12 protein-coding genes and 1 tRNA gene are annotated in these 20,462 nt (G+C 74.5%); 12 read left to right on the top strand and 1 reads right to left on the bottom strand.

The features are described from left to right. Positions 1 to 9 precede the first annotated feature (9 nt). A complete protein-coding gene (aceE, locus tag GWJ10_RS08870) occupies positions 10 to 2,772 on the bottom strand; it encodes a pyruvate dehydrogenase (acetyl-transferring), homodimeric type (RefSeq protein WP_034655442.1) in 2,763 nt (920 codons plus the stop codon). A gap of 431 nt (positions 2,773 to 3,203) precedes the next feature. Here aceE and GWJ10_RS08865 point away from each other — a divergent pair, with 431 nt between their 5' ends. The 12 genes from GWJ10_RS08865 to GWJ10_RS08810 all read left to right on the top strand — a co-directional run bounded on the left by GWJ10_RS08865 (position 3,204) and on the right by GWJ10_RS08810 (position 20,440). After that, positions 3,204 to 3,617, top strand: a complete 414-nt coding sequence (locus GWJ10_RS08865) for a DUF3052 domain-containing protein (protein ID WP_031316633.1) — start codon at positions 3,204 to 3,206, stop codon at positions 3,615 to 3,617. Beyond that, positions 3,601 to 4,098, top strand: a complete 498-nt coding sequence (locus tag GWJ10_RS08860) for a peroxiredoxin (protein WP_034655440.1) — start codon at positions 3,601 to 3,603, stop codon at positions 4,096 to 4,098. The genes GWJ10_RS08865 and GWJ10_RS08860 overlap by 17 nt, the downstream gene beginning before the upstream one ends. 69 nt (positions 4,099 to 4,167) lie before the next feature. Next, positions 4,168 to 4,244 (top strand) — tRNA-Val (locus GWJ10_RS08855). A gap of 182 nt (positions 4,245 to 4,426) precedes the next feature. Then, positions 4,427 to 4,747 (top strand): nucleotide pyrophosphohydrolase, encoded by a 321-nt coding sequence (locus GWJ10_RS08850; protein ID WP_163186939.1) that lies wholly within the window; start codon positions 4,427 to 4,429, stop codon positions 4,745 to 4,747. Then, the gene (locus GWJ10_RS08845) at positions 4,734 to 6,449 is read left to right on the top strand and encodes a DUF2075 domain-containing protein (protein WP_163186937.1); all 1,716 of its coding nucleotides are present in this window, start codon (positions 4,734 to 4,736) and stop codon (positions 6,447 to 6,449) included. The genes GWJ10_RS08850 and GWJ10_RS08845 overlap by 14 nt, the downstream gene beginning before the upstream one ends. 235 nt (positions 6,450 to 6,684) lie before the next feature. Further along, complete coding sequence (locus tag GWJ10_RS08840) at positions 6,685 to 10,410, top strand: DUF4132 domain-containing protein (RefSeq protein ID WP_163186935.1); 3,726 nt, start codon at positions 6,685 to 6,687, stop codon at positions 10,408 to 10,410. 36 nt (positions 10,411 to 10,446) lie between these two features. Beyond that, the gene (locus GWJ10_RS08835) at positions 10,447 to 11,868 is read left to right on the top strand and encodes a YihY/virulence factor BrkB family protein (protein ID WP_163186933.1); all 1,422 of its coding nucleotides are present in this window, start codon (positions 10,447 to 10,449) and stop codon (positions 11,866 to 11,868) included. Continuing rightward, positions 11,865 to 12,998: an AAA family ATPase gene (locus GWJ10_RS08830; protein ID WP_061268614.1), complete on the top strand. Its 1,134-nt coding sequence runs from the start codon at positions 11,865 to 11,867 to the stop codon at positions 12,996 to 12,998. The genes GWJ10_RS08835 and GWJ10_RS08830 overlap by 4 nt, the downstream gene beginning before the upstream one ends. Continuing rightward, a complete protein-coding gene (locus GWJ10_RS08825) occupies positions 12,989 to 15,496 on the top strand; it encodes a DUF5682 family protein (RefSeq protein WP_163186931.1) in 2,508 nt (835 codons plus the stop codon). The genes GWJ10_RS08830 and GWJ10_RS08825 overlap by 10 nt, the downstream gene beginning before the upstream one ends. Then, complete coding sequence (locus GWJ10_RS08820) at positions 15,472 to 16,671, top strand: VWA domain-containing protein (RefSeq protein ID WP_206158383.1); 1,200 nt, start codon at positions 15,472 to 15,474, stop codon at positions 16,669 to 16,671. The genes GWJ10_RS08825 and GWJ10_RS08820 overlap by 25 nt, the downstream gene beginning before the upstream one ends. Beyond that, positions 16,668 to 18,752, top strand: coding sequence for a hypothetical protein (locus GWJ10_RS08815; protein WP_163186929.1), 2,085 nt, complete (start codon positions 16,668 to 16,670; stop codon positions 18,750 to 18,752). Before GWJ10_RS08820 ends, GWJ10_RS08815 begins: the two co-directional genes overlap by 4 nt. After that, positions 18,749 to 20,440 (top strand): bifunctional 3'-5' exonuclease/DNA polymerase, encoded by a 1,692-nt coding sequence (locus GWJ10_RS08810; RefSeq protein ID WP_163186927.1) that lies wholly within the window; start codon positions 18,749 to 18,751, stop codon positions 20,438 to 20,440. The genes GWJ10_RS08815 and GWJ10_RS08810 overlap by 4 nt, the downstream gene beginning before the upstream one ends. Positions 20,441 to 20,462 lie beyond the last annotated feature (22 nt).

The raw sequence follows: 20,462 nt of genomic DNA, 5'->3' as shown, positions 1-20,462 counted from the left end.
CGGTGGCCGTCAGGCCTCGCCGCCCGCGTTGCCGGACGTGCCGGCGGTGACGTCCATCAGGCGGTACTTCTCGATCGCGCGCGCCGACGCGTCCGCGGGGACCTTGCCCTGCTTGGCGAGCGCCTGGAGCGTGCGCACGACGACGGACGGGCCGTCGATCTTGAAGTGCCGGCGGGCCGCAGCGCGCGTGTCCGAGAACCCGAAGCCGTCGGCGCCGAGCACCTCGTAGTCGCCCGGGACCCACTTGCGGATCTGGTCGGGGACCAGGTGGTCGTAGTCGCTCGTCGCGACGAACGGCCCCTCGGCACCGGAGAGCTTCTCCGTGACGAACGGGACGCGCGCGGGCGCGGCCGGGTCGAGGAACGCGGCCTGGTCGGCGGCGAGCGCGTCGCGCCGCAGCTCGTTCCAGCTCGTCACGCTCCACACGTCCGCCGCGACGCCCCAGTCCTCCCGCAGGAGCTGCTGCGCCTCGAGCGCCCACGGCACGCCGACGCCCGACGCGAGGATCTGGGCGCGCGGCCCGTCGCCCTCGCCCACGGAGATGCGGTGGATGCCCTTGAGGATGCCCTCGACGTCTACGTCCTCCGGCTCGGCCGGCTGGACCATCGGCTCGTTGTACACCGTGAGGTAGTACATGACGTTCTGGTCGCGGCCGTCCGCGCCCACGCCGTGCTCGCCGGGACCGAACATGCGCTCGATGCCGTCGCGCACGATGTGCCGGATCTCGTAGCCGAACGCCGGGTCGTACTGGACGATCGCGGTGTTCGTGCCCGCGAGGAGCGGCGAGTGGCCGTCGGCGTGCTGCAGGCCCTCGCCCGTGAGCGTGGTGCGGCCCGCGGTCGCGCCGATGATGAAGCCGCGCGTGAGCTGGTCGCCCGCCGCCCAGAACTGGTCGCCGGTGCGCTGGAAGCCGAACATCGAGTAGAAGATGTAGAACGGCACCATGATCTCGCCCTGCGTGGCGTAGGACGTGCCGACCGACTGGAAGGCGGCCGCGGAGCCCGCCTCGTTGATGCCGGTGTGCATGATCTGCCCGGCCTCGGACTCCTTGTAGCTCAGCATGAGCTCACGGTCCACGGCGAGGTAGTGCTGGCCCTGGGTGTTGAAGATCTTCGCCGACGGGAAGATCGAGTCCAGGCCGAACGTGCGGGCCTCGTCGGGGATGATCGGCACGACGCGCTTGCCGAACTCCTTGTCCTTGATGAGGTCCTTGAGCAGGCGGACGAACGCCATCGTCGTGGCGATCTCCTGCTGGCCCGAGCCCTTCTTGAGGATCTCGTAGGACTTGTCGCCGGGCAGGGTGATCGGCTTCGGCGACGAGCGGCGCTCGGGCACGAACCCGCCGAGCTGCTGGCGACGGTTCAGCAGGTACTGGATCTCCGGTGCGTCGGGGCCCGGGTGGAAGTACGGGGGCTCGTACGGGTTGGCGTCCAGCTCCTCGTCCGTGATCGGGATGCGCAGGGAGTCGCGCAGCGCCTTGAGGTCGGCCAGGCCGACCTTCTTCATCTGGTGCGTCGCGTTGCGGCCCGCGAACGACGGCCCGAGCGCGTAGCCCTTGACCGTGTGCGCGAGGATCACGGTCGGCTGGCCCGTGTGGGCGCGCGCCGCCGCGTAGGCCGCGTAGATCTTGCGGTAGTCGTGGCCGCCGCGCTTGAGGTTCCAGATGTCGTCGTCGGTCATGTTCTCGACGAGCGCCTTCGTCCGCGGGTCGCGGCCGAAGAAGTGCTCGCGGATGAACGCGCCGGACTCCGCACGGTACGTCTGGTAGTCGCCGTCGGGCGTGACGTTCATGAGGTTGACCAGGGCGCGGTCCTTGTCCGCGTTGAGCAGGACGTCCCACTCGCGGCCCCAGATGACCTTGATGACGTTCCAGCCCGCACCGCGGAACTGCGCCTCGAGCTCCTGGATGATCTTGCCGTTGCCGCGCACCGGGCCGTCGAGGCGCTGCAGGTTGCAGTTCACGACGAACGTCAGGTTGTCGAGCTGCTGCTGCGCCGCGAGCTGGAGCATGCCGCGCGACTCGGGCTCGTCCATCTCGCCGTCGCCGAGGAACGCCCACACGTCCTGCTGCTCCGTGTCGCGGATCCCGCGGTTGTGCAGGTACTTGTCCGTCCACGCCTGGTAGATCGCGCTCGCCGGGCCGAGACCCATGGAGACGGTCGGGTACTCCCAGAAGTCGGGCATGAGCCGCGGGTGCGGGTACGACGGCAGGCCGCCGCCCGGGTGCGACTTCTCCTGGCGGAAACCGTCGAGCTGGTCCGCGGAGAGGCGGCCCTCGAGGAAGGCGCGCGCGTACACGCCGGGGGAGGCATGGCCCTGGAAGTAGACCTGGTCGCCGCCGCCGGGGTGGTCCTTGCCGCGGAAGAAGTGGTTCAGGCCCACCTCGTACAGCGTCGCCACCGACGCGTAGGAGGAGATGTGGCCGCCGACGCCGATGCCGGGCCGCTGCGCCCGCGTCACCATGACGGCGGCGTTCCAGCGGATCCACGAGCGGTAGCGGCGCTCCAGCGCCTCGTCGCCGGGGAAGTAGGGCTCCTCGTGCACACCGATGGTGTTCACGTAGGGGGTGGTCAGCGAGGTCGGGACGGCGACGTTGCGCTCCCGGGCCCTCTTGAGCAGGTTCAGCAGGACGTAGCGGGCGCGCGGGCCCCCGCGGTCGTCGATCAGGCCGTCGAGGGCCTCGACCCACTCGCCGGTCTCGGCGGGGTCGAAGTCCGGAACCTGGCTGAGCAGACCGTTGATCAGCGGTCCGGTCTCGTCGTACGAAGCCACCAGCAACCTCATATCTCGTCGGATGCCGGGCACTCGGCCGCGCGGTACACGGCCGACACCCGTCTCGGGCCCACTCCGGGCACGCGGCCGCGGCCGCTGGTGGCGACCGCGCCTCTTCACGAGACCAGGGTGGTCTACCCATTGTGTTCACAACGCGCGCGTAAGTCACACCATCGGGTGGTCAAGAGGGCGTGATTTCGGCGACACGGGCCGGGCGGCGTGCGCGCCGCCGTCGGGCGGCCGCCCGGCGGTGCCCGGCCACGGCCGACGACCCGCGGGACGGCCGTCCGTAGGCGGTGCCTTGCCAAGCACCGCACCCTGCGGTGGGCTACCTTTGCCAGACACGGCAGGTCGTCGTGCGCGCGGGCGCCCGCCCGGGCGCGCGCGACGGCCCACCGCACGGACAGGACGAGGAAAGGAACGACACGACAGTGACCGACACCGTAGGGCCCAGCGGGGCGGACCGACTGGGGTTCGCGCCCGGCAACGTGGTCCAGGAGTTCGGCTGGGCGGACGACGTCGACGACGACCTGCGCGGTGAGCTCGAGGAGCTCGTCGGCGGCGAGCTCGTCGACGAGGACTACGACGACGTCACGGACGGCGTGGTCGTGTGGTTCCGCCAGGACGACGGCGACCTCACCGACCTGCTCGTGGACGTCCAGACCGTGCTCGACGACGGCGGCCTCATCTGGGTGCTCACCCCGAAGCCCGGCCGGCCGGGCCACGTGGGCCACAACGACATCCAGGAGGCCGCGACCACGGCCGGGCTGCACGCGACGAGCACGTTCGCCATCGCGCCCGACTGGTCCGCGACGAAGCTCGGGACCCGTGGCCGCGGTCGCTGACGACGCCGCGACGACCGGGCGCACCACGCCGCCCGGTCCGGGCGACCCGGCGCCCGACTTCACGCTGCCGGACACCCACGGCACGCCCGTCCACCTCGCGGACCTGCGGGGCGGGCCGGTGCTCCTCGTGTTCTACCCCTTCGCGTTCTCGGGGATCTGCACGGGCGAGCTGTGCGAGCTGCGCGACAACCTCGAGGAGTTCGAGGCGGCCGGCGTCACCCTGCTCGGCATCTCGTGCGACTCGGTGTTCGCGCAGAAGGCGTGGACCGCGCAGGAGGGCTTCGAGTTCGACCTGCTCTCCGACTTCTGGCCGCACGGAGACGTCGCGCGGGCCTACGGCGTCCTCGACGAGGACAACGGCCTCGCGCTGCGCGGCTCGTTCCTGCTCGACGCCGACGGGATCGTGCGGTGGTCGGTCGTGAACCCGCGCGGGCAGCGTCGTGACCTCGACGGTTACCGACGGGCGCTCGAACAGCTCTGAGCCCCGAGAGCCCGGCGGTCGTGGCCGGTGGCGGGGTCCCGACCCGGTAGGCTGTGCTCCGCCGTTCCAGGGCCTGTAGCTCAGCTGGTTAGAGCGCCACGCTTACACCGTGGATGTCGGGGGTTCGAGTCCCTCCGGGCCCACCACCCAGAGCCGTACCTCCCCGTCTCGGGGCGGACCCGAGCGCGATCGGATCGCGAGTGATCGCCGCTCTGCACGACGTCGTGTCGGCACGGTGGTCTTGAGGCGTCGGGTTCGCCCTGGCGGAGACCGCGGGTTCGGCGTGTGCGGGGATGGTCTCCCCGCCCCGGCGGGTACTGTCCCCGGCATGCGTGAAACAGAGGTCCACCAGGCGCTTCGCGCGTTCGTCGCAGAGCGCGAGTGGGGGCAGTTCCACACCGCGGAGAACCTGGCCAAGAGTATCTCGATCGAGGCGGCTGAGCTTCTTGAGTGCTTTCAGTGGAGCCCGGACTATGATCTCGAGGACGTAGAAGCCGAACTTGCGGACGTCCTGACGTACTGCCTGCTCCTCGCTGACAAGCTCGGCCTCGACGCCGGTCGGATCGTTCTCGACAAGCTCGAGACGACGAGGAAGAAGTACCCGGTCGAGAAGGCACGCGGCCGGAGCGCCAAGTATGACCAGGTTTGACGTCGAGCACGTTCCGTTTCGGATCGATGCGGTCAACGCCCGCCGCGGGGATCGTCGACTCACCAACTGGCCAGTCGTGTACGCGATCGACGGCGAGCGCGACATCTACGTCGGCGAGACCCTCAACGCTGTGGCCCGGATGCGGCAGCACCTCGATACCAGCGGCAAGGCTCATCTCCGGGGTATCCGCATCGTCGTCGACGACACGTTCAACAAGTCCGTCTGCCTCGATCTCGAGTCGCACCTGATCCGGTGGTTCTCGGGCGACGGTCGCTATCAAGTGCTGAACCGGAACTTCGGCATCGTCGACGCGGACTACTACGACCGGAGCAGATACCGAGAGACCTTCCGAGCCGTGTTCGAGGAGCTGCGAGCGGAGGGTCTTTTCACGCGCTCGATCAACCAGATCGAGAACAGCGACCTGTTCAAGCTCTCGCCGTTCAAGGCCCTCAACCCCGACCAGGCGATCGCCGTCGAGGACATCCTTGAAGGTCTGTTCGACGACCTACGCACCGGCCGTGAGAGCACGATCGTCGTCCGGGGTGACCCGGGCACCGGCAAGACCATCGTTGGCATCTACCTCATGAAGCTCCTCCGTGACATCGAGGCCGCTGACCTCGGCGAGGCGATGAACGCGGAGACGGTGTTCTCCGAGTTTTTCGCGGAGGGCTACCCCGAGCTGTTGAAGGACTTCAAGATCGGCCTCGTGGTGCCGCAGTTGTCGCTGCGCGCTTCGATCCAGGAGGTGTTCCGCAGGACGCCCGGTCTGCACAAGGACATGGTGCTCACGCCCTTCCAGGTCGGCGAGAGCGCGGAGACGTTCGACCTGCTCATAGTCGACGAGACGCATAGGCTCAGCCAGCGCGCAAGCCTCGCATCGGCGCGGCTGAACGGCAAGTTCCCGGCGATCAACCTTCAGCTCTTCGGCACAGACGACCTCACCCTGACCCAGTTGGACTGGATTCGAGAGAAGAGCAAGCACCAGGTCTTTCTGCTCGATACCGGTCAACGCGTTCGACCGGCCGACCTTCCGACCGACGTCCTCGACGCGTTGGTCGAGGAGTCGCGTGCGGCGCACCGCCTCTACCCGTTGTCCTCGCAGATGCGCGTCCTCGCTGGGCACGACTACGTCGCCTATGTCAGAGAGATCCTCGCCGGGCAGCGCCCTCAGCCACGGCGCTTCAGTGGATATGAGCTGCGGCTGTTCGACGACCTGGGCGAGATGCGCGACGCGATCCGGGATCGGGAGGCCGAGCACGGGCTTGCGCGCCTGGTGGCTGGCTACGCCTTCCCGTGGCGCAGCCGGGCCGACTGCTCCGCCCCCGACATCGACATCGACGGTGTACAGATGCCGTGGAATCGCACCACGTCGGACTGGATCAGCAGCCCGACGTCGATCGACGAGGTCGGCTCGATCCATACCGTCCAGGGTTACGACCTCAACTACGCCGGCGTGATCATCGGCGGTGACCTGCGCTACGACCCCGCACGTGAGCGCCTGTACTTCGACAGAAAGTCCTACTTCGACAAGAAGGGGAAGCAGGACAATCGGATGCGTGGAATCAGGTACGACGACGAGGACCTGCTGGCCTTCGTCGCGAATATCTACGCGGTGCTGCTGACACGAGGCATGCGCGGGACGTTCGTCTACGTCGTGGACCCGCAGCTGCGCGAGCATCTTCGCGCATACATGGAGTCCTAAGTCGGCGGTGGACGAACAGCGTCAGCATGGCGACGGGCGTGGATGCCCGTCTTCCTCTTACGTGCGGTCGGCGCAGCTGACCGCATCGGACGGATCCCTCTTCGTGGCTCGTCTGATGTGGTGGCGGTTCGGGGTGCCGTGCGGGTGCCTACGCGCCACCTGGGCGCCGACACTGTCACTACCCACCCCTAGCATCGGGCCCTCCAGCAGCGACGACGTGACGGTGAGGTAGAGGGTGCTCGAGAAGGTCAAGGGTCTGTTCCGGCGTGACGAGGGGCAGACGGGGGTCGACCGCCCGAGCGCTCGGCTCGTCGACGCCCTGAAGGTGCTCGCGGTCGCGTCGCCGGAGCTCGCGGACCGCGCTGTCGCGTACGTGCACCGGGGCGAGGGTCCTGAGGTGCTGCTCGAGCTGGAGGCGCTGCGGGGCGGCGACGTCGAGGCCCTCCTCGGCCGTCCCGGTCAGTCCGGGGTCTACTCGTGGACGACCCCCGCCCAGGACGACCTGCTCAAGGCCGCCGTGCCGGGGTGGACGTCGGCCAAGGCGGTCACCGCGCGCTCCAACCTCTACACGCTCTCGGACTCCGTCACCGTCCCGGAGCTCGTGCGCCTCGGCCGCGTCCTCAGCGCGGTCTCGTCCGAGGTGGACCGCGAGCGGGCGTCGGACCCGCGCTGGCTCACGACGCTCGTCAACGACATGTCGCGGCGCGCGAACGAACGCCGGCACGGCAAGAAGGGCAAGGGCGCGCCCGACCGCTGGACGCCGGACCTGCTCGTGGCCCTCGCGGTCGAGGGCGGCGTGCCGGAGGCGGACGCGCCGGCGGTGGTGCTGCGCGAGCTGTTCGAGCGGCCGGCGTCGGCAGGCTGGGCGTCGCGGCACCTGGGCCCGGCGCTGCTGGGCGACCCGGCGCGGGAGTTCGTCGTCGCGCACCTGGACGTCGCGACGCAGGTGCTGCCGGGGGTGAGCGCCGCGGGGCGCGGTGAGCTCGTGGCGCTCGTCGCGGCGGACCCGGCGGCGACCGAGACGCTCGCCCCGCTGCTCGCCGCGCTCGCCGCGGACACGAGCAAGGCGGTGCGCGAGGCGGCGGTCGCCGCGCTCGTCCCGCTCCCCGCGGCGCGGCAGCTCGAGCTCCTCGCCCCGCTGCTCACGTCGCTCCCGGCCTCGCGGCTCGGTGCCGTGGTGACGCGGCTCGCCCAGGTCGACGGCGGCCTGGCCGCTCTGGAGGAGACGGCCGAGCGGTCGACGGGCGCCCGGGCGACGTTGCTGCGCGATACCGTCGAGCGCGCTCGCGTCCTCGTCGCGGCACAGGGCGACGAGCCCGAGATCGAGGTACCGCCGTACGATCCGCTGCCTGACGTCGTGCTCGGCGAGGACGCCGTCCGCGCCGCGCGGGCGGCGATCGACACGGCGCTGGAGCGTGCCCGGGCGGAGCGTGCGGCGCACCCGGCGAAGGGGGGTGACGAGGGCTGGGCGCGGTGGCGTCGTCAGGCCGTCGAGGAGGACCTCAAGGAACTGCCCGGCATCTCGGACGACGACATCCGGGTGTTCACCGCGTTCCTCTCCGGCACGAGCACGCGGCGCCCCGACCGGGTGACGATGCGTCGGCTCTCGGCGCCCGCCGTCTTCGCCCGCCTCCCGGGCACCACGCTCCTGCACCGTCTGCGCCTGGTCGTCGCGGAACGCGGCCCGCGCGAGCACTTCGCGTGGTACCGCCTCCACGACGGGGACCTGCTCGACGTCGATCTCCGCGCCCTCGAGGCGGCGCTGCGCCAGGTGGGCCGTGAGGACGCGGACGGGCTGGTCGACGACCTCTACTTCTCGTCGTGGTGGGCGGCGGACACGGTCTCGCCCCGGAACGCGTGGCCGTACTACGCCGGGCGGCTCGACCGTCTCGCCGAGGCCCTCGACGACCGCGAGCGCACCTACGGCACGGCGAAGCCGGCGCGCGCGATCGCGCTGCTGGGGCAGTTCCCGCAGGTCCCGCGCCGCTTCCTGCCGCGCCTGTCCGAGCTCGCCCTCGGCGAGGGCCGCTCGTACCGCTCGGCCGCGCAGGAGGTCCTGCTGTCTCACCCGGGCGTGCGAGAGCTGGCCGAGCAAGGGCTCGGGAGCGGCAGAGCCGAGATCCGGCGCACGGCGGCCGAGTGGCTGGCGCGGCTCGGTGACGCCGGCGCGGTGCCCGCGCTGCGCGCCGCGCTGGGCAGGGAGCGCACCGAGGTGGTGCGCGCCACGCTCCTCACGGCGCTCGAGTCGCTCGGCGAGGACATCTCCGCCGACCTCGCGCCCGAGGCGCTGCTCGCGGAGGCGACCAAGGGCCTGCGCGCGAAGAAGCCCGTCAGCATGGCGTGGTTCGACCTCGACGCGCTGCCCGCGGCGCGCTGGGCGGCGGACGGCTCTCCGGTGGAGCCGACGGTCCTGCGCTGGTGGGTCGTGCTCGCGGTCAAGCTCAAGGACCCGAGCGGTGCCGGGCTGCTGGAGCGGTACCTGTCGCTGCTCCAGGAGGAGGACCGCGCCCGGCTCGGCAGCCACGTGCTCGCGGCGTGGGTCGCGCAGGACACGCGCAACCCCTCGCCGCAGGAGAGCGACGCGTACGCGACGGCCGGTGCCCAGCTGCGGTACGACCAGTACCAGGCGTGGGCCAAGCGCTCGCCCGAGCACTACTCGGTCGAGGCGTCCAAGTCGCTCGAGGACCACCACCGCGACCTGTACCGCGAGCACCAGGCCACGTACGTCGGCTCGGCGGTCAAGGACAAGGGTCTGCTCGCGCTGACCGTCGCGATGCCGGGCGCCGAGCTCGCCGCGACGTTCCAGCGCTACGCGAAGGCGCACGTCGGGCGTCGCGCGCAGACCGAGGCGCTCGTGCACGCGCTCGCGGCGAACGGGCAGCCGGCCGCGATCCAGGAGCTCCTCGCCGTCTCGCGACGGTTCCGTCAGGCGACGGTCCAGGAGACCGCGCAGCGCCTGGCGGCCGAGCTCGCGGAGCGGCGCGGCTGGACGGCGGACCAGCTCGCCGACCGCACCGTCCAGACCGCGGGGTTCGAGGACGACGGGCTGCTCCACCTCGACCTCGGCTCCCGGGAGTACGTCGGGCGCATCACCCCCGCCTTCACGCTCGAGCTCACGAGCGACGCCGGGAAGGTGGTCAAGGCGCTCCCGGCGCCCCGGGCGCAGGACGACCCCGAGCTCGTCGCGGCCGCCAAGAAGCAGCTCACCGCGAGTCGCAAGGAGCTCAAGGCCGTCGTCGCCCTGCAGACCCAGCGGCTCTACGAGGCGATGTGCGTGGGCCGCACATGGACGGCGTCGGAGTGGCAGGAGTACCTCCTCGGGCACCCCGTGATGTCGCGGCTCGTCGAGCGGCTCGTCTGGGTCGAGAACTCCGGGACGGAGGGTGCCCGCCCGTTCCGGCCCGACGGCGGCGCGCTCGTCGACGCCGACGACGAGGACGTGGAGCTCGGGGCGGAGTCCACGGTCGGGCTCGCGCACGCCGTCCTGCTCGGCCCGGAGGCGACGGCGGCCTGGACGGCGCACCTGGCGGACTACGAGGTCACCCCGATCTTCGCGCAGCTCGACGTCACGACGCCCGACGTCCCCGCGGGCGCGACCGCGATCGACGACCACAAGGGCTGGTTCTCCGACAGCTTCTCGATCCGCGGGCGCGCCACGAAGCGGGGATACTCCCGCTCGCAGGCCGAGGACGCCGGGTGGTTCAGCGCGTACACCAAGGCGTTCACGAGCGCGGGGATCGTCGTGCAGATCGAGTTCACGGGGTCGTTCGTCCCCGAGGAGAACATCCCGGCCGCGGTGACGGCGCTGACGTTCGAGCGGACCGGCCGCGGCTCCGGACGGGGGACCGCGCGGATCGCGGACCTGCCGCCCGTCCTCGTCGCGGAGGCGTACCGCGACTACGTGGCGGTGGCCGAGGCGGGGTCGTTCGACCCTGACTGGGAGCGGAAGAGCCAGTGGTGACCCGGCGGACGCTCCCGTGAGCGGCGGCGCCGCCCCGTGATCGTCGTCGCGACGCTCGCCTGGCTGCTCGTCGCCGTGCTCGCGCGCCGGTCGCCAGCGGTCCGGTCCGCCGTGAGCACGGCGACGTCGACGCTGCTCGCCCTCGCGGGGGTCGGGGCGGTCGTCGTCGTCGTGGCCGTCGCCGCGGACGACGGCGGGACCCGGGCGCTCGGCGCGCTCGCGAGCGTGCCCGCCGCGGCCGGCGCGGTCGCGGCGGGTACGTGGTGCGCGCGAGCGGTGGTCCGCCCCTGGACGGTGCGGCGGCGCGAGCGTGCTGCGGGCCGGGTCCCGTGGCAGGACCGCGTGCTCGCCGCCGCGGCGCGCACCGGGCCGCGCGTGCGGGGCGTGCGCGTCGCCGACGTCGCCGCCCGCTCGGCGTTCCGCGTCGCCGGGGTCCGCGTCACGGGCCTCGCCGCCGAGATGTCGTACTACGGCCTCATCTCGCTCATCCCGCTGACGACCGCGATCGGGTCGAGCCTCGGCTTCCTGCGCCCGCTCCTCGGCGACGACACCGTCGACTCGATCCGCTCGTCGATCGTCGGCGGGCTCACCACGGTGTTCGCCGAGCACGTGTCGACCTCGGTCGTCGCGCCGCTCGTCGACAGCCTCCTCGACGAGCAGCGCACCGGGTTCGCCGTCGGGTCGTTCCTCGTCGCGCTCTGGCTCGCGAGCCGCGTCTTCCGCGCCGCGGTCCGCGCCCTGGACGACGCGTACGGCGTCGAGCGGCGCCGCGGGGTCGTGGCGCAGTACGTCCTGGGGGTCGCGCTCGCCCTCGGCGCGATCGTCACGGCGGTGTCCGTCGTCGCGCTCGTCGTCGTCGGCCCGCTCCTGGGCGACGGCGCCGACCTGGCCGAGCGGCTCGGTCTCGACGCGGCCTTCCGGCAGACGTGGGACGTGCTGCGCTGGCCGACCGTCGTGCTCGTCTGCGGCGCGTACCTCACGCTGCTCTACCGCTACGCACCGAACGTCGACACGACGTGGCGGCGGTGCCTGCCGGGCGCGGCCGTCGGGACCGGCGGCGTCCTCCTCGTGTCCTGGGGGTTCGGTCTCTACGTCCGGCTCGCGGGACCGGCGGCGCCGGGCTCCGAGGCGGGGACGACGGCGGTCGTCCAGGCGGCCGGGCAGATGCTCGGCCTCGTCCTCGCCGGGGTCCTCTGGGGCTGGCTCACGAGCATCGTCGTGCTCGTGGGCGGCGTCGTGAACGCGGAGGCCGACCCGCACCGCGTGGTCCCGGCGGGACGCGCCACGGGCGCAGCCTGGGCCGGTGGGGAGAGCGCCCCCACGACGGGCACGGCCGCCGAACCCGTCGACGACCGCTCCCGCGGCACCGGCGCCGGCCGTGTGGGACGCGGCTCCTACGCTGACCTGCAGGACCACGGGCACGGTGCCCGCGACCGGACCGAGGAGGAGCCCGGGTGACGAGCACGACGACCGGTGACGAGCAGGCGCCCCCGGCGCTCGCCGAGCTGCGACCGCCGGCGGAGGTCCGGTACGCCGACGAGCTCGCGGTGCTCGCGCAGGCCGACGCCCGACGCGGGGCCGACGTCCCGCCGGGCTGGCGCCTGAGCCCGCGCGCGGTGCGGGCGTTCGTCGTGGGCGACCGGGAGCTGGGCGTGAGCCGCAAGTTCTTCGGCGACGACCCGCTCGTCGACCGCGCGGTCGTGTCGTTGCTCGGCCGGCAGGGCCTCATGCTCGTCGGTGAGCCCGGTACGGCCAAGTCCCTGCTGTCCGAGCTGCTCGCGGCGGCCGCGAGCGGCACGTCGACCCTCACGGTGCAGGGCACCGCGGGCACGAGCGAGGACCACGTGCGGTACTCGTGGAACTACGCGCTGCTCATCGCGGAGGGTCCCAGCGAGCGCTCGCTCGTCCCGTCGCCCGTCTACCGTGCGATGGAGAGCGGGCGCGTCGCGCGGTTCGAGGAGATCACGCGCTGTGCCCCGGAGATCCAGGACACGCTCGTCTCCGTGCTGTCCGAGAAGCAGCTCATGGTCCCCGAGCTCGGCGCCGACGCCCGCGTCGCGGCGCGGCCCGGGTTCAACGTGCTCGCCACGGCGAACCTGCGCGACCGCGGGGTCCACGAGATGTCGGCCGCGCTCAAGCGGCGCTTCAACTTCGAGACGGTCGCGCCGATCCGCGACCGCGCGTTCGAGATCGAGCTCGTCGAGACGCGCCTCACCGCCGAGCTCGGGCCCGTCGAGGACCGACCGGTGCTCGACCGTGACGTGCTCGAGGTGCTCGTCACCGTGTTCCAGGACCTGCGCACCGGCACGACGGCGAGCGGCGCACCGGTCAAGCGCCCCGAGACCGTGATGTCGACGGCGGAGGCGGTGAACGTCGCGATCGCGGCGTCGCTCGAGGCGCGCTACCTCGGCGACGGCACGGTCACGGCGGGGCAGGTCGCGCGCCAGGTGGGCGGCGTCGCGCTCAAGGGCGACGAGGAGGACGCCCGGCGGCTGCGGCACTACGTGGACAACGTCGTGCGGGAGCGCGCGCGGTCGGACGCGCGCTGGAAGGACTTCCTCACCGCGGCGGGCGACCTGTGGCGGTAGCCCGGCGCGCCGCGTGGGACGCCGCGCCGCCGCGGCTGCGACAGGCAGCCCACGACCTCGCGCTGCTGCGCGAGCGCGACGGCGTGCACCTCGTCGGGGTGCGCCACCACAGTCCCGCCTGCGCGGTCGCGGTGGCCGCGCTGGTCGCCGAGATCCGGCCGTCCGTCGTGCTCGTCGAGGGGCCCGAGGAGTACACGCGTCTCCTGCCCGCGCTGCTCGACGAGCGGACGGTCCCGCCCGTCGCGGTCCTCAGCCTCGCCGGCGACCTCGCGGACGCCGCGGGAGGCGGCGTGCGCGCCGCGGGCTTCTACCCGCTCGCGCGGTACTCGCCCGAGTGGGTCGCCGTGCGCGCGGGGCACGCGGCGGGCGCGGAGCTCGCGTTCGTCGACTCCCCGTGGGGGGAGCGGGCAGGAGAGGAGGACGACGAGCGGGGAGCCGCCGCGCGGACCGTCCTCGCGGAGCGCCACCTCGCGCACTCGCGCACGGTCGCCCGGCTCGCGGAGCGGCTCGGGTGCCGCGACCACGACGAGCTGTGGGACCACCTCTTCGAGGCGCGCGAGACGGCGCGCCTGCGCGACTGGCGCGAGCTCGTCGACGACGTGTTCGCGTGGGCCGCGCTCGCGCGGCTCGACTACGAGGACGAGGCGCTCGCCGCCGACGGCTCGCTCGACCGCGAGGCGCGCATGTCCGCGCGCGTCGCGGAGCACGCCGCGCGTGCGGACGGGCCGGTCGTCGTCGTGACGGGGGCGTTCCACACCCTCGCGCTCGTCGAGGCGCTCGTCGGGAGCGAGTACGGCACGGCGGTCGTGGCGCGGCGCCCCGCGGACGGGTACGGCGACCTCGCCGACGCTCCCGCGTGGCTCGTCCGCTACGACGACGAGCGGCTCGACGCCCTGCGGGGGTACGGCGCGGGCATGCCCGCGCCGGGCTACTACGACCGGCTCTGGGCCGCGCACCACGACCCGGCCGGGCCCGCTGCCGCCGCGGCCGGGGTGCTGGTCGACGTCGGGCGCGGGGCGTCGGAGCGCGGGGCACTCGTGAGCGTGGCGCAGTCCCAGGCCGCCGTCGAGCACGCGCACCGGCTCGCGGCCCTGCGGGAACGGCCCTGGCCGTGCCGCACCGACCTGCTCGACGCGATCACCTCGTGCTACGTGAAGGACCCGGACGACCTGGACGCCGCGGGCGACCGACCGCTCGGTCTCGCGGTCGCCGAGGTCTTCGCCGGGCGCGCGCTCGGCGACGTCGCCCCGGGCGGTGCGGCCCCGCCGCTCGTCGAGGAGGCGCGTGCCCGCGCCCGGGCGCTGCGCCTCGACGTGTCCGACGCCGTGCCGCGCACCGTGCGGCTCGACGCCCGCCGTCGTGCCGCGCACCGCGACCGGCGCCGGTTCCTCGCGCTGTGCGCGTTCCTCGAGCTGGGCTTCGCTCGCCGGGTCTCCGGCCCCGACCACGTCGCGGGCCGCGGGCTGGGCCTCGTGCTGGAGGAGTGGACGTACGCGTGGACGCCGCTCGTCGAGGCGCGCCTCGTCGAGCTCTCCCACCGCGGGGCGACGCTCGAGGCGGTCGCGGTCGCGCTGCTCGACGACGCGCGCGAGCGGGCGCGCGAGGAGCGCTCGAGCGACGCCGTCGCGCGCCTCGTCGCGCAGTGCGTCGTCGTCGGGCTCCCGGAGCGGCTGCCCCCGCTCGTCGCGCTCGTGCGCGCCACGCTCGACGTGGACCCGTCGCTCGCGTCCGTCGTCGCGGGCATGCGACGGCTCGTCGCGCTGTGGCGCGCGCGCGTGGAGCTGGAGCTGGGCGACCATGCGCAGGCCCTGCTCGACCTCGCGGAGCAGGGACTGGCCACGGCCGCGTACCTGGTCCCGGACCTCGCGGCGGCCGACGCGACGACGCACGACGACGCCCTGGCGAGCCTCGTCGCGCTGCGGTCCCTCGTGCGCGACGTGCGCGGCGCGGGCCGGGACGGACCGGGCTCGGCGGCCGCGACGGTGGGGCAGGCGCTCGCGCGCGTCCGGGAGGACGCCGACGCGTCCCCGGCGGTGCGCGGGGCGCTCACCGCGTTCGCCGCCGTCGACGACGAGCTCGACGACGAGCCCGGCGACCACGGGCTCGTCGAGCGGGTGCGCGCCCAGCTCGCACCCGGCGCGGACCCCGTGGCGGCGACGGCGTTCCTCGGCGGGGTCCTGCGCGCCGCCCCGGACCTGCTGCTCCACACGCCGGAGATGTTCGACGCCGTCGACGAGGGCTTGCGTGGTCTCGACGAGGACGCGTTCCGAGCGGTCCTGCCGGACCTACGGCGCGCGTTCACGTGGTTGCGGCCGACCGAGACGCACCGGCTCGCCGAGCGCGTCGCCGCGCGCACCGGGACGCGCGCGGACGCGCTGGACCGGCGCGTGCACGTCTCGGAGGACGACCTGCGGGCCGCGCTGGTGGTGGAGCGCGAGCTCGTCGCCGTGCTCGAGCGGGACGGGCTGGGCGCGTGGGCTCGCGGGAGCGCCTCGTGACGGCGGGCGGCGGTCTCGGCGTGGCCGGGCGGGCGGACGACCAGGAGGCCGCGCGGCGCTGGCGGCTCGTGCTGGGCCGGTACGCGGGCGACACGCTGCCCGTGGCGCCACCGGACCAGGCGCTGGACCGCACGCTCGGGCACCTCTACGACCGCGAGTACACCGCGCGCGGCCACCGGCACGGCACCGGGGGAGACCCCGGCGAGGGCCGGGGCCGCGGAGGTGGCCGCGGAGGGTCGGTCGTCGAAGGGCTCGACTGGCTGGGGTCGGCGCGCGAGCTGTTCCCGCGCGAGACGTTCGAGCGCATGCAGGTCGAGGCGGTCGGCCGGTACGGCATGACCGAGCTGCTCGCGGACCCGCAGGCGGTCGAGGCCGTCGAGCCGAGCACGGAGCTGGCGTCGGCGCTCCTGCGCGTGCGGGGCAGGCTCGGGCCGCAGGTCCAGGACGGGCTGCGACGGATCGTCGCGCGCGTCGTCGAGGACGTGGTGCGCCGCCTGCGCCCCCGCTTCGTGACGGCCGTCGACGGGCGCCGGGACCGGTCCCGCCGCTCGTTCGTGCGGTCGAGCCGCACGTTCGACGCCGCCGCGACGGTCCGCGCGAACCTCGGCCGCTGGGACCCGGAGCGCGGGCGCCTGCTCGTGACGGACCTGCGCTTCTCGGCGCGGCGGCGCCGGGCGCTGTCGTACGACGTCGTGCTGCTCGTCGACCAGTCGGGGTCCATGGCGGCCTCGGTGCTCTACAGCGCGGTGAGCGCGGGCATCCTCGCGGGGCTGCCGGGGATCACGGTCCGCCTCGTCCTGTTCGACACGGCGGTCGTCGACATGTCGCACCTCGCGCACGACCCGGTCACGGTGCTGCTCACCGCGCAGCTCGGCGGGGGGACCGACATCGCGCGCGCCGTGCGGTACGCGGAGCAGCACGTGCGCGACCCGCGGCGCACGGTCGTCGCGCTCGTCAGCGACTTCGAGGAGGGCGGCTCGGTGTCGCAGCTGGTGTCCGCGGTGGGGCGCCTGCACGCGTCGGGCGTCCGGCTGCTCGGGCTCGCGGCCCTCGACGGGCAGGCGAACCCCGCGTACGACCGCGGCGTCGCCCGCCGGCTCGCCGAGCAGGGCATGGAGATCGCGGCGCTCACGCCGGAGCGGTTCGCCGAGTGGCTCGGCGAGGTGCTCCCGTGAGCGGGGTCGGCGCCGGGCCCGGTGCATGGGCAGCGGTGTACGCGGGGTACGACGACGCCGCCCTCGCCACCATCGCGAGCCCGGGTCTCGTCCGGCGCGCCCGCAAGGACGTCGCGGCCGGGCGGGTCGAGCCGGTCGAGGCGCGCCCCGACGGCGTCGTGGTGTCCGTGGGCGGGGTGCGGGTCGAGCTCGACGCGCGCGGTCCCGCCGGGGCGCGGTGCGCGTGCCCGACGCCGGGCACGTGCCAGCACGTCGTGGCCGCGAGCCTGTGGGCGCGGGAGGCGGGTGCCGCACCCGCGGCGGCTCCCGCCGCGGCAGGTGACGGCGCGGCGCCGTCCGCCCCCGCCCCGGACCCGGTGGCGGAGATCCTCGCGCTCGACCCGCGCGTCGCGCACCGTGCCGCGGGCGCCGCCGTCGTGCGGGCGGTCGCCGAGACCGTGCCTGCTGAACCCGTGGAGGAGGCGGTCGGTGGGCCGCCGGCGGAGGTGGCGGTCGACGGCCCGCGCGCGGAGGTCTCGTGGCCCGGCGCGCCGCGCGTCACGTACGTCGCGGGGGCGGGGTTCCCGGGGATGCTCGTGACCCGCGAGGGGGCGGCGTGGAGCGACGCCGACGAGCGCCGGTGGCGGCTGGAGGCGCTCGTGCACGTGTGGCGTGCGCACGGCCGGCCGTGGCCCTGGCCCGAGCGGGCCGCCGCGACGCCGCGTGCCACGGGCGTCCCCGACGCCCGGGCGGTGGCCGACGAGGTCGTGCGCGCGGTCGAGCGGCTGCTCGACGTCGGGCTCTCGCACGTCGGCCGCGACGACCTGGAGGAGCTGCGCGGTGCGGGCGTGGTGGCGCGGCTCGGCCGGCGGCCCGCGGTCCAGCGTCTCGTCACGTCCGCGGTCGGGCGGCTCGAGGCGCTCGCGGACCGCCGCGACGCGGTCGACGAGACGGACTGCCTCCTCGCGCTGGCCGAGCTGTGGGCGTACGTGCAGGCGGAGCCCCCGCCCGACGCCGGCACGCCCGACGAGCGCCCGACCGACCTCGCGCGGGTCGTGCCGCTCGGTGCACGGTGGTGGGTCGCGGCGTCGGGCGCGCGGGGTGTGACCGTGCACCTGTGGGACGCGGACGCCGGGCGCGTGCGGTCGGTCACCACCGGCCGCCCGCCGGGCGCCGACCCGACCTTCCGGCGCTCGTGGGACCTCCCGCTCGTCTGGGGCCGCTCGGTCGAGGCGCTGTGCCGCGGCCCGTTCGCGCTCCGCGGCGCGACCGAGCGGGCGGACACGGGGCTGCGCGCGGGCGAGGGGCCCGCCGTCGAGCCGCTCGGGGCGCTCGACGCCGACGACCTCCGCGACGTCGCGGCCCGCACCGCGACGACCCCGCCGCGGGCCGAGGCCGGGTTCGGCCGGACACCCGCCGCCGTGCGGGTCGTCATGGTGCGCGAGGCAGGGGCGATCGGCCTCGACGAGGTCGCCCAGGAGCTCACCTGGACGCTGGTCGCGGCGGACGGCGCGGAGACGGTCGTGCGCGTCGACGCCGCGGACGAGGCGGCGTGCGACACCCTGCTCGGGGTCGCGGCGGGGAACCGGCGCGTGGTCGCCGTCGCCGTCGAGCGCGACCTCGCGTCGCGGAGCGACGAGGCCGTCGGGCTGTTCGTCGACCGCCCGGGCGAGGGCCTCGACGTCGTCGTCCCGACGCTGACGCCGGCGTACGACCACCGGGCGTGGTCGACCCCGTGGACCCGGCTCCGCGCCCGGGTCCGGTCGCTGCGCGGGCGCGCCGGCATGCACGCGCGGGAGGTGGTCGTGCCCACGCCCGTCGAGGAGGTGTGCGACACGCTGCTCGACACGGTCGTGGCGCTCGCCGCCACGGGGCGCCGGCACCTCACGCCCCACCAGGCGAGCGCGCTCGCGCGCGCCGCGCGCACCGCCGACGACCTCGGGGCGACGACGCTCGCCGCCACGGTCAGCCTCGTCGCGCACGAGCCCGACGCGGCCCGGCTCCTGCGGGCCGGCTTCGTCGCGTCCCGGGGTCGGACGCTCGCGCGCGCCGTGGCCGCCGCGCCCGACCCCGGGCCCCGAGCACGGGAGGTGAGCGCGTGAGCACCTACGCCGTCCACGTCGGCTCGCCGGGGCGGGCCCGGGTCGAGCACGTCGCGGACGGCCCGGCGGACCCGGTCCGCGAGACCTGGGACGACACGAACCGGTGGTACCCGCCCCTGCTCACGGCCGGGCGGCGCGTGGAGCGGTCGCACGACCTGCGCCTGTCCCACGTGCTGCTACGACGCTCGCGGCTCGTCGCGGGCACGCCGTTCGCGCGGCGCGACCCCGGGCCGTGGGACGCGCTCGCCGCGGTACCGGCCGGGCGCGACCCGTCCGCGCCGCGGCAGCCCGTCGGGCTCTTCGAGCTCGGTGCGCAGGACGGCCCGAGCGTGCGGCTCGACCCCGTCGCCGAGCTTCGCGACCAGCTCGTGACCGTCGCCGCCGCGGACGGGCCGGACGCCGCTGGGCGGCTGCGGCTCCTGCTGGCCGCTGAGTCCGCGGGCGCACTCGTCGCCGCCGAGATGCACCACGCGGGCGTGCCGTGGCGCGCCGACGTGCACGACGCGATCCTCAGCGGCGAGCTCGGGCCGCGGCCGCGGCCGGGCGAGCGGCCCGCGCGCATGGAGGAGCTCGTCGCGCGCATCCGTACGGCGCTCGACGCGCCGCCCACGCTCAACCCCGACTCCCACCCCGACCTGCTCAAGGCGCTGCAGTACGCGGGCGTCGGCGTGCGGTCCCTGCGCAAGGGAGAGCTCGAGCGCACGGACCACCCCGTCGTCGAGCCGCTGCTGGAGTACAAGAAGCTCGCGCGGCTCCTCACGGCGAACGGCTGGGCGTGGCTCGACACCTGGGTGCACGACGGCCGGTTCCGTACCGAGTACGTCGTGGGCGGGGTCGTCACGGGCCGGTGGGCGTCGAGCGGCGGGGGAGCGCTGCAGCTCCCGAAGCAGGTGCGGCGCGCCGTCGTCGCGGACCCGGGCTGGCGGCTCGTCGTGGCCGACGCCGCGCAGCTCGAGCCGCGCGTGCTCGCCGGGCTCGCGCACGACGAGCGCATGGCCGCCGCGGGTCGCGGCGGCGACATGTACGCGGGGATCGTCGCGTCGGGCGCCGTCGCGACCCGCGACCACGCGAAGGTGGGGATGCTCGGCGCGATGTACGGCGGCACGACCGGCGACAGCGCGCTCGTGCTCCCGCGGCTCGCGAAGGCGTTCCCCGACGCCATCGGCCTCGTGGAGCGCGCCGCCCAGGCGGGTGAGCGCGGGGAGATCGTCTCGACGCTCCTCGGCCGCAGCTCCCCGCGCCCCGGCGAGTCGTGGCACGCCGCGCAGGACGGGGCGTACGCGGTCGAGGAGGTCGGTGCCACGGAGGACGCCGCGTCCGGGGCCGACGCGCAGGCGCGGGCCCGGTCGTACACGCGGGCCTGGGGCCGGTTCACGCGCAACTTCGTCGTGCAGGGCACCGCCGCCGAGTGGGCGCTGTGCTGGCTCGCGTCGATCCGGCGGCGGCTGTGGGACCTGCCCCTCGCCGCGACCCCCGGGGCGGCGCCCGCCCCGTTCGCCGACCGGGCGCACCTCGTCTTCTTCCTGCACGACGAGGTCGTCGTGCACGCGCCGGCCGAGCTCGCCGAGACGGTCGCGCACGAGGTCCGCGCCGCGGCGGCCGAGGCGGGTCGCCTCCTGTTCGGCGACTTCCCGGTCGACTTCCCGCTCACGGTCGCGGTCGTCGACCACTACGCCGAGGCGAAGTGAGACGCGGCGGGCAGGACGCCCG

It is taken from the genome of Cellulosimicrobium sp. SL-1 (genome assembly GCF_011033075.1).
GTDB classification, from domain to species: domain Bacteria; phylum Actinomycetota; class Actinomycetes; order Actinomycetales; family Cellulomonadaceae; genus Cellulosimicrobium; species Cellulosimicrobium funkei.
Note: the sequence above shows the minus strand (reverse complement) of the source record. Positions and strands in the feature narration are given on the sequence as shown.